Source organism: Archangium sp., from assembly GCF_045802675.1.
Taxonomy (GTDB): Bacteria; Myxococcota; Myxococcia; order Myxococcales; family Myxococcaceae; genus Archangium.
Map to the genome: position 1 here is coordinate 16,640 of NZ_JBJMQO010000015.1, position 12,730 is coordinate 29,369.

A 12,730-nucleotide genomic window follows, 5' to 3' on the forward strand; every position below is an offset into this window, starting at 1 on the left:
TTGGCTGACCCGCCCAGCGGGTTCAGGAGGCCAGGCGGCGCGCGAAGAACGACAGGATTTCATCCCGCGCGGCGAGGGTCGGCGCGCCCGCCGCATCGATGAGGTGTGCCGTCACCACGCTGTGCGGTGAATTGACGACGTGCTTGAAGAACGGTGGGGGGTTGGGGTTCGCCGCCTCATCGGGGAGGACCTTCGCGACGAAGCGGTCTCCGAGCGCCTCGCGGTAGGCCGCGAACCGCTGCGCCGTGCAGAACCGGTCCCCCGCGAACCGGTAGCCGAGCACCGTCAGGTCCTCGCGCTCGAGACGCTCCTTCACGTGCGCGAGCTCCTCGGGGGCTATCTGGATGGCCCCCGGGTTGTTCAGCGGCAGCGAGGGCTGGCAGAGCACCGGAGCGAGCATGGAGGGCTCGAGCATCATGCTGAGCGCGAAGTTGCCGGTGAAGCACATGCCAATGGCCCCCACGCCCGGGCCCCCGCACTGCTCGTGGGCGAGGCTCGCCAGCGCGCGCAGCCACCGCGTGACGGGGCTCGACGCGTTGGCCGCGAACGCGCGGAACTCGGCGCTGACGCACGCGCGCTGGAGCACCGCCGCACCTTCCTCCGCACTCGGGAAGGCGCCGTCCCGCCCGAAGAGCGACGGCATGTATACGGTGAAGCCGGCATCTCGAACCCAACGGCTGAAGCGAGCGACATGAGGGCTGATGCCTGGCATCTCGGCCATGACAATCACAGCAGGACCGGTGCCGGCGACGTAGACCCCCTTGGTCTCACCGTGCAGGGTGATGGAGCGGCGCTCGAAGTCGCCGAGCGGATCGTCCGCCAGTGTCTGGTTCATGAGCAGAGAATGCGCCCGCGGGTCCTCACGGCCAAGTGGCGGGAACGACAACCTTCGGTCTAGGATTGCCAGATGGTGACGCACCTCGTTTTCGACGGAGTCGCGGATGGTCCGCTGGGTGTGGCCCTCGACATCGTGGGGGCCGCGGCGCGGGTCATGCGGGCGGGGCTCGTCGCTCTCCCCAAGGGCCGTCCGCCGCCGCGCCAGCGGATTGTGTCGGTGGATGGCGAGCCCGTCCGCACGTCGGCGGGACGCACGCTCGCGGTGGATGGCGCGCTGAGTCTGAGAGGACTGGGCGCGGGCGACGTGCTGGTGTTACCGGGGCTCGGGATGGCGACGGCACCTGAGATCTCCGCCGCGCTCGAGCGCCCGGACGTCGTGCGCGGCGTGGAGCTGGTGGCGCGCGCGGCCGCGAAGGGCGTGCTCGTCGCGGCGTCCTGCTCGGCGACCTTCGTGCTCGCGGCCGCGCGGGTGCTCGAGGGCCGGCGGGCGACGACCACCTGGTGGCTGGGCCCGGTCTTCGCCCAGCGCTTTCCGCGCGTGAGCCTGTGCTCGGACCGCATGGTCGTCGAGTCGGGCGGCGTCTTCACCGCGGGCTCCGCGTTCGCGCACGCCGACCTCATGCTGGCGATCCTCGCCCACACCGTGAGTCCCTCGGTCGCGCACATGGTCGCCCGGTATCTCGTCCTCGACGAGCGCGCGTCGCAGGCTCGCTACATGGTGCTGGGCCACCTCCGCGGCGCGGATCCGGTCATTCGTCAGCTCGAGTCCTTCGTCACGTCCAACCTCGGACGGCAGGTGACGATTCACGAGATGGCTCGCGCCACGGCCACGTCGCCCCGCACGCTGGCTCGAAGGGTCGCGAAGGGGTTGAGCATCACCCCCCAACGGTTCGCACAACGGCTGCGGATCGCCCAGGCGGTGCACCTGCTCGAGACCACGCAGCACCCGGTCGATGAGGTCTCGGCGCGCGTCGGTTACGCCGACCCGGCCGCGTTCCGGCGCATCTTCCGCCGCGAGACCGGGGAGACACCACGCGCACGACGTACGCGCTCAAGTGTCCGGGAGGCCGAAGCGCGGCGCGGCCTCCGCGAGGGATGAGCACGCCCGCGCCGATTCACGGCGACCGCGTGCCTCGGCCCGTCTATCTGGCTTTGCAGGCCTCGGTGTACCCGCCGCCGCAGGCCTGCTTGAACAGCTGTGCGGCCCGGCGCTTGTCCTTCTTCACACCCGTTCCCTGCTTGTACATGACGCCGAGGTTGTTGCACCCCTGGGCGTCTCCGCCCTGGCAGGCCTTCTCGTAGAGAGACGCGGCGCGGCGCACATCCTTCTCCACCCCCTGTCGGTGCGCCTTCCTGGAGGGATTCTCCCTGCACGCCAACACGCACCTTCACGCGAACGACAGTCAGGGGCTGGAGCGGCTATCCGGCGGGCGAGCGCGGGCGGGCGGCGGAACTTCAGGTCCTCCACCTCGGACCCCGGCCCGGGCCCCGGCAAGCTCAATTAAAGGCAGGTGAGTGTATTCAGGGTCGAATAGCCCGTGACCTTGCAGGTTCGGACGAGATCGCCGCAGCACCCACTCACAGACTGGGTACCGGACTGAAGGTCGATCCGTGGAATAGTGCCGCCCTGACAGTTCTGGTACGGGCCCCCGGGCAGCGCTGCGAGTTCTGGCGAGACCCCGCCCCGGGTGCAGGTCCCATCATAGGTATAGCAGGTGAGTGTATTCAGGGTCGAATAGCCCGTGACCTTGCAGGTTCGGAGGAGATCACCGCAGCACCCACTCACAGACTGGGTACCGGACTGAAGCTCGCTCCGTGGAATATCGCCGCCCTGACAGTTCTGGTACGGGCCCCCGGACAGCGCTGCGAGCTCTGGCGAGACCCCGTTCTCGGTGCAGGTCAGCCCATCCACCCGGGTTGCGACATTGGACTTCTCATTCACGGGGACGTCGCGCCCTCCGCACCCAGCCGCCAGCATTGTCATTACCAGCAGCGCGGAGCCTGTTGCCTTGATTGCCATTTTCATTTCCTTGCTCTCCTCATTCAAAGTGGAGGAGCCGATGTGTCACATCCCTGATTAGGTGTCAAAGAAATACATCCACCTCAAGAGCGCCCATGCTGATCCACTTGGGCCAGATCAGACCAGCACCTCCGTGGCCTCGTTTCCGGCCCGTTTCTCCGCTGCTCGCCGCCTGCCCCCACACCTGACGCACGCGAAGACGTCCAACGCGAACGTTCTGCGCAGTGGCCCAGCCCAATCCAGTCGCGGCGTCCGCTCCTTCGTCGGCTCCTCCACCGTTGCGGCCAAGGAAGGGCTCTCCTCCGTCGGCCCTGGCTCCGCCACCGCGGAGGCTCCAAGCGGCGGCTTCGATTCCCGCCGCCTCCACTTTTTTACGCCGTGCTTACGGGTGGTTAGCAGCGTCCTCCATCCGTGTTGCACGTATGTCGCACGCGGGCGCAGAGGGCCGGTCGAGAACCCCGACCGCCTCTCTGCGCGTGTCCGGGCTGCCGAGTCTCAAGGGGCTGCGCGCCCGCCAATCTCCGGGAAGCGCTCGTAGGCCCGTTTGAGCGCGTCCAGGTGGGCGAGGTCGTCCAGGTCGAGCAGCGCCTCGGTGAGCCGGACGACCCACCCGCCCGTCGCGGTGCGCCGTGAGCGCGACAGCAGCTCCGCGTCGCGGGCCGGGTCGGGGAAGCCGATGGTCCGTGCGGCGGCAGCCGACCAGTAGTTCAGCCACCCGAGGCGAGCTGGAATCTCAGGCGCGGGGATTTTCTCTGGGAGCTTGAGGGCGGGCAGCCCCCGGGGAGGAACCCCTGGCTTATGCACCGGATCCATTGTTTGCCGTGCGATCTCCACCCCCGCGCGGAACGGTGTCGCATGCCCCCACAGCGCACGCGCGGCCTCTGCCATGGCTTCAAGCACATCCGCCGCCGCTGAGAGGCCAACGGCATCCAGCGGCAACTCTGCATGCACTTCAAACTGGGCCTGACCGCCTGGGCTGAAGAGTCCCGATGTTCCCCTTCCCCAAACTGTCACGGGGTACCTCTCGTCCCCGTTGCACACGAGAGGGAATCCCCCGTCCTCAATCCTTTCTACGAGCCACGCGTCGCGCTGCGGCAATGCGTTGAGGCGCCCATCTTCAGAAACCTCCCACTCCATGCGCAAACCCGGGAGCGCCCGTTCCATTTCCTGGACAATAGCGAGCGTGCGTCGGTCGTTGCCCACCAGTGCAGGCGCATAAACGATAATGCCGAGTTTCTTTCGCGTAGTCATCGTTTGCACCCCGTTACGACGATCTTGAGTTCGGGTGCCTGGAACTCCAGCGCTTCTTTGTGTTCTTCCGTGCTAACCCCAACGACGAAGTCATATCCGCAGTCTCGCGCAGCTTTTCGTTGCTTGTCCAATTGCTTGATTTCCTTCTCAATCTCCCGCTTTTGGATAAAATCAGGATATGTGTCAAATCGATGGGTCTTGATTTCCCACAGCACACGCACGCCGACTTGCAGTGCATCGAAGCTCACACCGGCCACGAGCACATCCATTCCGGGATAACGGTTGGGCGGAAACTGATCAGCGCACTTGTTATGCGCGTCATCCTCGCCCGCGTGCGGTTCCGGGATGGGCTCGCACCAGCGGCGGTCTCGCTCCGTGATTTCGACTGGCCCAATGGGAGGGAAATCCGGCCCAGTTGGCTCCGGCTTGGGCCTTTTTTTCGGTGAGGGTTTCTGCGGGGCGGGCTTCGTTACAGGCACGGGCTTCACTTCAGGCACGGGCCGCGTTTCAGGCGCGGGCCTTACCTGGGGACGGCCCCTCTTCTCCGCGTAGGTATCCAACGCTTCTTTGATGGCGAAGCCCACCACCACCACGCCCGCGACGATCACAGCCCCCACGACGATCTCTGGCGCCGCGAGGACGCAGACCCCGAGCCCCACGGCAGCGGCACCCGCCGAGGCGACCGCGCATTGTCCCTTGAGGTCGTGAAACTCGATCCGGTCATGGTCCAGGGCATGAAAGCACCGCTCCGCCAGCACGGGCCAGGGCTCGGAAGCCTCCTGTACGGCGCACCGTCCCCCATCCGTCCAGGGCAGCGTCGCCGCTCGCTGGAGGTTGGCGAGCCTCGGGTCCCGGGCCGCTGGCACTCTTGGGGTGGGCGGTGTCGTCGTACAGGCGGAGAGAAAGAGCAGAAGTGCGATGCACGCTCGGAGACACACGGCTGGGTCCTCCATTTGAGCTAGTACCTAAAGGGTCCTGGCGGGGCCGCCCGGAGTATGACGGCGCGCCCCGACAGCCACGAACGCACGCGAGGGGAGCGGCAGGGAGCCAGGATGCAGCAGCCGCAGTTCGGGCCATGGTGAGCACCAACGCAGCGCGCAGCCCATGCTCGGGCACGGTGCAGGCCCCACAGCGCGAGCTTGCACGCCCCAGCCTCCCCGGGCCGGTGGGACGGTGAGGCGTGAACCTGGGACGCGCTAGAGGGCATCAGGGAGGCGGCTGCGGCGGCTCGGGTCTGGTGGAAGGGATGAGCAGGGCAGCCTCTGCTCGGTCCTCTGGATGGCTCCCAGTGCGCTAGCCGTGCCAGTGGGCGCGCGCTCGCAGACAGTGCCGGAACAGGGATCTCTTGCCAGTGGCTGGAAAGATGCTGGCGGCGCACGCCTCGACTGGCCTCTCCGGCATCGCCCCGGTTGAGCCCTCATAGCCGTTAGAGCCGATGCCCTGCCGCAGCAGCTCCGGCACAGGAACCCGGCAGCGGGAGCGAACTGCACGTTCAGGACGGCCACGGGAGCGGCGAGCCTCACAGCCCAGGACGGTCTAGCGGCGGGAGGTGGGCAGCCCCCGCCATGTTGCACGTATGTCGCAGGAGCCTGCGGAACGGGCTGGAACAGGACGGGATGAAACGGGATGCGGCGGGATATCGACTCTGAAGCATTCCGGGCGGTTGCGAGTTAAGGGCGCGATTCTGCTAGAGGTTTCGCACCGCTCGGCGCGGGTTCGATTCCCGCCGCCTCCACATTCATGGCGGTGTCGTAGGCATATCCCCGACGCTGCCCATGGAAGGGCGTACGTTGGCCTCACGGCAGCGCAAGCCGAAGGCTACCGAGGTTGTACTGCGTGCCCTGGTCGGTTGGTCCGGGCCGGCTTGGGATGTCGCGCTCCTCCTCACGGCGCGGACGGCGCTCGGGCGCCGACCCTCCAGCAGGCAGCGGTAAAGCGGACCTCCGCTCCGTGCACATAGGGCTCGAAAGCGGCGCGGACCGTTTCGATGACCTCGGTGCGAGTCCGGTCGTCCGCCTCGTGAAGAATCACGCCGAGGGGACCGAGCCGGGTCAGGTAACGGACCAACTCCTTCTCGGGCAGGGTGCAGGCCACATCGATCGGCTGGAGGTCGATCCCGGCCCAGCCGCTTTCCTCCAGAATGCGGTGGACCCGGTGCTGGTCCGCGAAGGCGAATTGCCCCGGCGCGTCCGGCCGGCGGGCGGGGAGGTTCGGCAGGAGCGGTGCCGCGGCGCGCTCGGCCGTCGTCATGAACGGATTTTCCGAAGGACTCCGCCAGGCGATGAACCGCAATTCGGCACCGTCCTTCGCGGCACGCCTCAGGTTCGCGAAGGCCTGGACGAAGTCGTCGAAGAACATGACGCCGAAGCGCGAAATGATCATGTCGAAGCTCGCGGGCTCGAAGGCGTGGTCTTGCGCGTTGGCGCGGATGAAGCTTGCCGGCGCGCCTTCCCGTTCGGCGCGGGCCCGGGCGGCGGTGATCATCGGATCCGAAATGTCGATGCCGATGCAGTGGCCCTTCGCGCCGAGCACCCGCGCCGCGGCGAGCGTCGTGCTGCCCGTACCGCAGCCGACGTCGAGCACCCGGCGCCCGGAGCCGGCGACGACCGCTTCGACGAGCAGGTCTTCCAGCGGCTTGAACATCGGGTCGAGCAACTCCTGCGCGTCGACCCAGGCGCGTCCGGCGCGGCCATTCCACAGCTTCGTCTGCTCGTCATCGGTCTGGCGCGCGACATTCATGAGCGTCTCCTTTTGAGTGCCTTCGAGAATCGAAAGCCGTACCGTGCCACTTCAAGTCGACTTGAGGTCAAGCGGGTGAGAGACCTGGACATCACCGAGGTGGCGCGGCGGTCCGGCGTTCCTGCCTCGACGCTGCGGTTCTATGAGGAAAAGGGGCTGATCGCCTCGACCGGCAGGCGGGGCCTGCGCCGTCTGTTCGATTCCGGCGTGCTGGAACGGCTGGCGCTGATCGCGCTGGGGCGCGCCGCCGGCTTCTCGCTCGATGAGATCGCCCTGATGTTCGCGCCGGACGGGCGGCCGCGCATCGACCGGCAGAGGCTCGCGGCCAAGGCGGAGGAGCTGGACAGGAGGATCCGCGAGCTCAGCGCCATGCGCGACGGCCTCCGGCACGCCGCCGCCTGCCCCGCGCCCAGCCACCTGGAATGCCCCACCTTCCGCCGCCTCGTGCGGGCCGCCGCGTCTGGAGCGATGGGAGCGCGAAGGAAGAGGGCTCCGTAGTCACCGTGGAACCCGTCCTGCTCATGCCCCCGGGAACTCGTAGCGCAGGTGACGGACCAGGTGCCGGTAGAAGGGCAAGTCCACGTCGTACCAGCGGACCTTCGGCCCCGGGTTGATTCGATACACGCGGGTATCGAGTCCGCAGCCGAGGTGCAGCACTGTCGCGAAGGGGCTGGGCATCTCGCCCCAACGCTTCGCACAACCGCTGCGGGTCGCCCAGGCGGTGCACCTGCTCGAGACGACACACCAGCCGGTCGACGATGTCTCGGTGCGCGTCGGTTACGCCGACCCGGCCGCGTTCCGGCGCATCTTCCGCCGCGAGACGGGGGAGACGCCGCGCGCACGGCGCACGCGCTCGAGTGTCCGCGAGGCCGAGTCGTAGCGCCGCGTCCGCGAGGGCTGAGCACGGAGCGGCGAGGCCGCCTCAGAACTGGATGCTGCTGGCGATCTCCTCCAGGGGGATGTACCGGCGCGGCAGCTCGCGGTCGAGCCGGCGCAGCTCCTCCCGGAAGCCAGCCGCCTCCGTCTCCAGCTCGGGAACGCCAAAGCCATACTCGACGTCCACGAGTCGCTTCAGCGTGCCGGTGTCGAAGTACATTCGCTTGGCCATCCAGTGCCGGAACGCGTCCCGCCGCCAGACGAGCCGGGAGCGGTCGAGCGGCTCCATCCGCTTCGACGAGGGCGGAGGCACACGCAGGCGCAGCGGCGCGACGTTCATGGGCTCTTGCGAGTACGCGAAGTGGTCCGCCGAGTGCGCCACCGAGACGGTGTGGATGAAGGTGCTCACGGCCTCGGCGAGGTGGTTGCCGGTGAAGATGTCCTGGCCGTTGGGGAACCCGGAGATGAACGAGGCGATGGCATCCGCCCAGCGCTTCACGTCCGGGTCGCCCGCGGAGACGTGCCGGACCACCTTCGAGACGAACGCGAGGATGACCTCGTAATACGCGCGCAGGAAGGGGCCATAGGGGGAGTGGATGGTGGGCGGCCCGAAGGAGAAGCGGTAGGGCGGATAGGAGCTGTTGCCCTCGATGCCCGAGTACCCGATGGCCATGAGCCCGAGGTTGCTGCGGCGGTCTCCGGGCAGCCCTCCGTAGAGCTCGCGCTGGTGGTTGTGGGCCACCGAGCGCTCGACGTGGAGCACCGCGAAGTCCAGGGGCAACTGCATGTAGCGGTGGGGCTCCAGCAGCCGGGCGAGCACGTGCGTGCGAGGCAAAGCCGTGCGTGAGATGGCATTGACGGTGTCCATGGGCAGGTGGACGCGCGGATGCACGACGAGGATGAGCTCGTGCACCGCGCCCTGGAGCACGAAGTATTTCGCCAGCTCCCAGGCGTCCCCGTCCCGGGGGGTGAGCACGAGCTCTCGGATGCGGATGGCCAGCGGCACCAACTGCCCGGAGGCGTCGCGCGAGAAGAGGCTCACGGTGGGGGCCACGTGGATGCCGGGCAGTGTCTTCACCTGGCCCATGGCCGAGAAGTCGGCCTTGTAGAGCGTCTGGCCCGGCCGAGGCTCGCGCAGGAGCGAGGCGAAGGCGTGCTGGTCCGGCGCATCCAGCGTCGGATTGAGGAACCGGCTGAACGGGGTGTCCCCGAGCAGCCGGGAGAACTCCGCGTCCGGCAACGGCGCCAATACCTCGTTCCCGAGGGCATGGCGCAGGGCCAGGGGCCACTCCGTGCCGAGGGTCCGGACGTAGCGCCGCACCACGGTGCGGAGGAACTCGCGGACCTCGGCGGGGGGGACATGGAGGACCGCGGGAGGCATGCGCTCCGGGTCCACCGGCGAGGGCTGCGGCCAGGGCGCGCGGATGTCGAACTTGTACGTGGAGGGATAGTCGAAGTGCGAGCGGGACTCGAGCAACTCCCGGACCGCGGCGAACCAGCCCCGGCGCTCCTCTTGCGTTTCCAGCTCCGGCACCCAGAGGTGCTTCTCCTGGGCCTCGGGCTGCTGCGAGCGCTGCTTCCGCGCGAATCCGGTTTTCATGCCGGCCAGCATAGGCCAGCGTTGACCCCTGCAATCTGGCGCCCAACTGAAGGGAGCTCCAATGAGGAGCTGACCAAATATCAGGAGGACGGCCACGGCGAGGACTACATGCTCAGCGAACCCGAGCCGGGCTCGCGGGCAAGGGGGACGGACGGGGCTCGAAGCTCAGCCTGCGATCCGGGTTGCGCGACAGCACGCAGCGCAATGACTCGAGCGAGCAGTACCCCATCCCCGCACCGGCCTTCATCGTGTACGGGCACGAGCTCATCCATGTCCTGCAGAACCGCTATCCGCTGAAGCTGGTGCTGCAGCTCCAGGCCTATGAGTCGGGGCACAAGAAGCACCGCTACAGCAACACCACGGAGCACGAGACCATCCGCGCGCTGCGCAAGCACCGCACCGGCGAACACCTGCCCTTCTACGAGAACCTCCTGCGCGACGAGCACCAGCTCACCCCGCGCAAGCACCACACCGGCACCACCGCGTTCGACCTGGGCGAGATGGACTGAGGCCCTGCGCTCCTAGAACTCGTAGCGCAGGTGGCGGACCAGGTGCCGGTAGAAGGGCAGCCGGCCCATCATCCCGTGCATCGCCCGGGAGAGCCCGTTCCTGGCCAGCCCGCTCACCACGTCGGGCATCGTGAGGAAGGGGACGTCCTCGACGAGGCGGAGCTTGGGCACCTGCTTCTCGAGGTCGTGCGGATCATCGACTCCCCACACGAGCTTGACCTTCGCGCCACGCACCGTCGCGAGACGGGAGACCAGGCGCGTCATCCCCCCGCTGTAGCCGTCGAAGGCGAGCTGCCCGCTCGGGAACTGCCCGGTGATGCGCCGGAGCAACGCCGTCCCGTCCTGCTCGTGCAGGTACATCAGCAGGCCCTCGGCGATGACGAACACCGGCGTGTCTCCGGGGATGGCATCGAGCCAGGAGAGCTCCGTCACCGAGGAGCCAATGCGGCGGTAGCCTTCGCGCTCCGGATAGAGCTGCTCGCGCAGGGCGATGACGTCGGGGAAGTCGACGTCGTACCAGCGGACCTTCGGCCCCGGGTTGATTCGGTACACGCGGGTGTCGAGGCCGCAGCCGAGGTGCAGCACCGTCGACTCGGGATTCGCGGCGAGGAAGGCCCGCGTCCACTGGTCGAAGTGCCGGGCCCGTATCGGCAGGGTGATGTCCGCACCGTTCGGGAGCTTCAAGGCCTTGAAGTCGTAGTCGATGCGCGCGACGGCGTCCGCCGCGAACCGGTCTCCGAGAATGGGATGCTCGGCCTTGGCGTCGAGCGCCTTGCCATACAGCGTGGCGAGGTACGTCTCCTTCTCCTTCGTCAGACGAACCTTCTGCTCCGCCATGGTCGCCTCCCTTTCTCGGCCCGGGGAGCGAAGCAATCCCCCTCCCCCCGGTCAAGCATCCGAGCGCTCCCTCGTCCTTCATGGGCGCCCGGGGCTGGCGTGCGGCGCCTCGCGAATCCATACAACTCCTGAACGACTCACTCCTGCCAGAGGAGCGTATGGACGGGGACAAGACGTCGCGGGCGCCAGCCATCGAGGACCATGGCGTCATCGGGGACCTACGCACCGTGGCGCTCGTGGCGACGGACGGCACGTTGGACTGGCTGTGCTTCCCCCACTTCGACAGCCCGAGCGTCTTCGGGGCGCTGTTGGACCGGGAGAAGGGCGGCCACTTCCGCATCCACCCCGCCCAGGATGGCGAGCGCGTGGTGCGCAAGCAGTTCTACTGGCCCGACACCAACGTGCTGGTGACGCGCTTCTACTCCCCGGAAGGCGTGGGCGAGCTCATCGACTTCATGCCCATCGGCAAGGGCGAGCACATCCGCGAGGTGGTGCGCCGTGTGCGCGTGGTGCGTGGGCACATGTCCTTCCTCATGGAGTGCGTGCCCGCCTTCAACTACGGGCGGGACGAGCACTCGGTGCGCCTCATCCACGGCGGGGCGAGTCTCCTGTCCGAGTCGCTGACGCTCACGCTCGCCACGCAGGTGAAGCTGGAGACGGATGGACGGCGGCTCACCTCGCGCTTCTCGCTCGGCGAGGGCCAGTCCGCCGTGTTCACCCTGCGCGAGGGCGCTCCCGAGTCCTGTCATGACCGGGTGATGGGGCACGAGGCCTCGGAGGTGCTGTTCCGCTCGACGGTGGACTACTGGCGCCACTGGCTGGCCCGCTGCAGCTACACCGGGCGCTGGCGCGAGACGGTGCACCGCTCGGCGCTGGTGCTCAAGCTGATGACGTTCGAGCCCTCGGGCGCCATCGTCGCCTCGCCCACGTGCAGCCTCCCCGAGTACCCCGGTGGCTCGCGCAACTGGGACTATCGCTATGTCTGGATTCGCGACGCGGCCTTCACCGTGTACGCGCTCCTGCGCATCGGCTTCCGCGACGAGGCCGGTGCCTTCATGCGCTGGTTGGAGAAGCGCATCGCCGCGCTGCCCCCGGACGAGCCCCTTCCCCTCATGTACGCGCTCGATGGCGGCGAGGTGCCCCAGGAGCAGGAGCTGTGGCACCTGGCGGGCGCCCTGGGCTCGCGGCCGGTGCGCGTGGGCAACGGGGCGGCGCATCAGCTCCAGCTCGACATCTACGGCGAGCTGATGGACTCGGTGTACCTGTACAACAAATACGGCGCGCCCATCTCGTATGACTTCTGGCGGCACCTGCGGCGGCTGGTGGACTGGGTCTGCGAGCACTGGCGCGAGCAGGACGAGAGCATCTGGGAGGTGCGCGCGGGCAAGCAGCACTTCGTGTACTCGAAGATGATGTGCTGGGTGGCGGTGGACCGGGCCATCCGCCTCGCGGACAAGCGCAGCTTGCCGGCGGACCGCGCGCGCTGGCTGAAGACGCGCGACGCCATCTTCGAGGAGATCATGGACCGGGGCTGGTGCTCCCGGCGCGGCGCCTTCATCCAGTCCTACGAGACCATGGCGCTCGACGCGGCGAACCTGCTCATGCCGCTGGTGTTCTTCCTCTCGCCGGTGGACCCGCGGATGCTCTCCACGCTGGACCTCCTCCGTAAGCCGCCCGTGCAGGGCGGGCTCACCTCGGACGGGCTGGTGTTCCGCTACGACGTCGAGGCGACGCGCGATGGCGTGCCGGGGCGCGAGGGCACCTTCAACCTGTGCACCTTCTGGCTCGTGGAGGCCATGACGCGCGCGAGCGTGACGCGGCCGGACCTGCTCGACGAGGCACGCCTCACCTTCGAGCGGATGCTCGGCTATGCCAACCACCTCGGCCTGTTCGCCGAGCAGACGGGGCCCTCGGGCGAGGCGCTCGGCAACTTCCCCCAGGCCCTCACCCACCTGTCCCTCATCAGCGCGGCCTACAACCTCGACCGGACGCTGGGCCACCGGGACTGAGGGAGGCAGGGCCGGGCACCCGCACCCGGTGTGTCCTCGTTCCACGCGGAGA

At 68.1% G+C, this 12,730-nt stretch carries 13 protein-coding genes; 5 read left to right on the plus strand and 8 right to left on the minus strand.

Annotation, left to right across the window (positions count from 1 at the left end; translation table 11 throughout):
• Positions 1-22: 22 nt before the first annotated feature.
• Positions 23-835 (minus strand): dienelactone hydrolase family protein, encoded by an 813-nt coding sequence (locus ACJ8AN_RS03245; RefSeq protein ID WP_407753723.1) that lies wholly within the window; start codon positions 833-835, stop codon positions 23-25.
• A 72-nt stretch (positions 836-907) separates the two neighbouring features.
• On the opposite strand from ACJ8AN_RS03245, the gene ACJ8AN_RS03250 reads away from it, so the two are divergent.
• Positions 908-1,936: a GlxA family transcriptional regulator gene (locus tag ACJ8AN_RS03250; protein ID WP_407753724.1), complete on the plus strand. Its 1,029-nt coding sequence runs from the start codon at positions 908-910 to the stop codon at positions 1,934-1,936.
• 43 nt (positions 1,937-1,979) lie between these two features.
• Here ACJ8AN_RS03250 and ACJ8AN_RS03255 read toward each other — a convergent pair whose 3' ends face one another.
• The 4 genes from ACJ8AN_RS03255 to ACJ8AN_RS03270 all read right to left on the minus strand — a co-directional run bounded on the left by ACJ8AN_RS03255 (position 1,980) and on the right by ACJ8AN_RS03270 (position 6,847).
• Positions 1,980-2,171 carry a tetratricopeptide repeat protein gene (locus ACJ8AN_RS03255; RefSeq protein WP_407753725.1) on the minus strand — a complete coding sequence of 64 codons (192 nt, stop codon included), beginning with the start codon at positions 2,169-2,171 and terminating at the stop codon, positions 1,980-1,982.
• Positions 2,172-3,352: 1,181 nt separating this feature from the next.
• Positions 3,353-4,108, minus strand: coding sequence for a DUF5953 family protein (locus ACJ8AN_RS03260; protein ID WP_407753726.1), 756 nt, complete (start codon positions 4,106-4,108; stop codon positions 3,353-3,355).
• Positions 4,105-5,046, minus strand: coding sequence for a DUF6310 domain-containing protein (locus tag ACJ8AN_RS03265; RefSeq protein ID WP_407753727.1), 942 nt, complete (start codon positions 5,044-5,046; stop codon positions 4,105-4,107). Before ACJ8AN_RS03265 ends, ACJ8AN_RS03260 begins: the two co-directional genes overlap by 4 nt.
• A gap of 946 nt (positions 5,047-5,992) precedes the next feature.
• The gene (locus ACJ8AN_RS03270) at positions 5,993-6,847 is read right to left on the minus strand and encodes a class I SAM-dependent methyltransferase (RefSeq protein ID WP_407753728.1); all 855 of its coding nucleotides are present in this window, start codon (positions 6,845-6,847) and stop codon (positions 5,993-5,995) included.
• 75 nt (positions 6,848-6,922) lie between these two features.
• Here ACJ8AN_RS03270 and ACJ8AN_RS03275 point away from each other — a divergent pair, with 75 nt between their 5' ends.
• Positions 6,923-7,345, plus strand: a complete 423-nt coding sequence (locus ACJ8AN_RS03275; RefSeq protein WP_407753729.1) for a helix-turn-helix domain-containing protein — start codon at positions 6,923-6,925, stop codon at positions 7,343-7,345.
• Between the two features lie 21 nt (positions 7,346-7,366).
• On the opposite strand, the gene ACJ8AN_RS03280 is transcribed toward ACJ8AN_RS03275, so the two are convergent.
• Entirely contained in the window at positions 7,367-7,471 is a 105-nt protein-coding gene (locus tag ACJ8AN_RS03280; protein ID WP_407753730.1) for a hypothetical protein, read from the minus strand.
• Here ACJ8AN_RS03280 and ACJ8AN_RS03285 point away from each other — a divergent pair.
• A complete protein-coding gene (locus ACJ8AN_RS03285; RefSeq protein WP_407753731.1) occupies positions 7,458-7,727 on the plus strand; it encodes a helix-turn-helix domain-containing protein in 270 nt (89 codons plus the stop codon). The genes ACJ8AN_RS03280 and ACJ8AN_RS03285 overlap by 14 nt on opposite strands.
• Positions 7,728-7,769: 42 nt before the next feature.
• Here ACJ8AN_RS03285 and ACJ8AN_RS03290 read toward each other — a convergent pair whose 3' ends face one another.
• Entirely contained in the window at positions 7,770-9,323 is a 1,554-nt protein-coding gene (locus ACJ8AN_RS03290) for a hypothetical protein (RefSeq protein WP_407753732.1), read from the minus strand.
• Positions 9,324-9,505: 182 nt separating this feature from the next.
• Between ACJ8AN_RS03290 and ACJ8AN_RS03295 the strand changes: the two genes are divergently transcribed.
• On the plus strand, positions 9,506-9,832 hold the full coding sequence (locus ACJ8AN_RS03295; RefSeq protein WP_407753733.1) for a hypothetical protein: 327 nt from the start codon (positions 9,506-9,508) through the stop codon (positions 9,830-9,832).
• Between the two features lie 12 nt (positions 9,833-9,844).
• Here the strand turns inward: ACJ8AN_RS03295 and ACJ8AN_RS03300 are convergent, their stop codons facing one another.
• Positions 9,845-10,669 carry a class I SAM-dependent methyltransferase gene (locus tag ACJ8AN_RS03300; RefSeq protein ID WP_407753734.1) on the minus strand — a complete coding sequence of 275 codons (825 nt, stop codon included), beginning with the start codon at positions 10,667-10,669 and terminating at the stop codon, positions 9,845-9,847.
• Positions 10,670-10,827: 158 nt separating this feature from the next.
• On the opposite strand from ACJ8AN_RS03300, the gene ACJ8AN_RS03305 reads away from it, so the two are divergent.
• The gene (locus ACJ8AN_RS03305; protein ID WP_407753735.1) at positions 10,828-12,678 is read left to right on the plus strand and encodes a glycoside hydrolase family 15 protein; all 1,851 of its coding nucleotides are present in this window, start codon (positions 10,828-10,830) and stop codon (positions 12,676-12,678) included.
• Positions 12,679-12,730 lie beyond the last annotated feature (52 nt).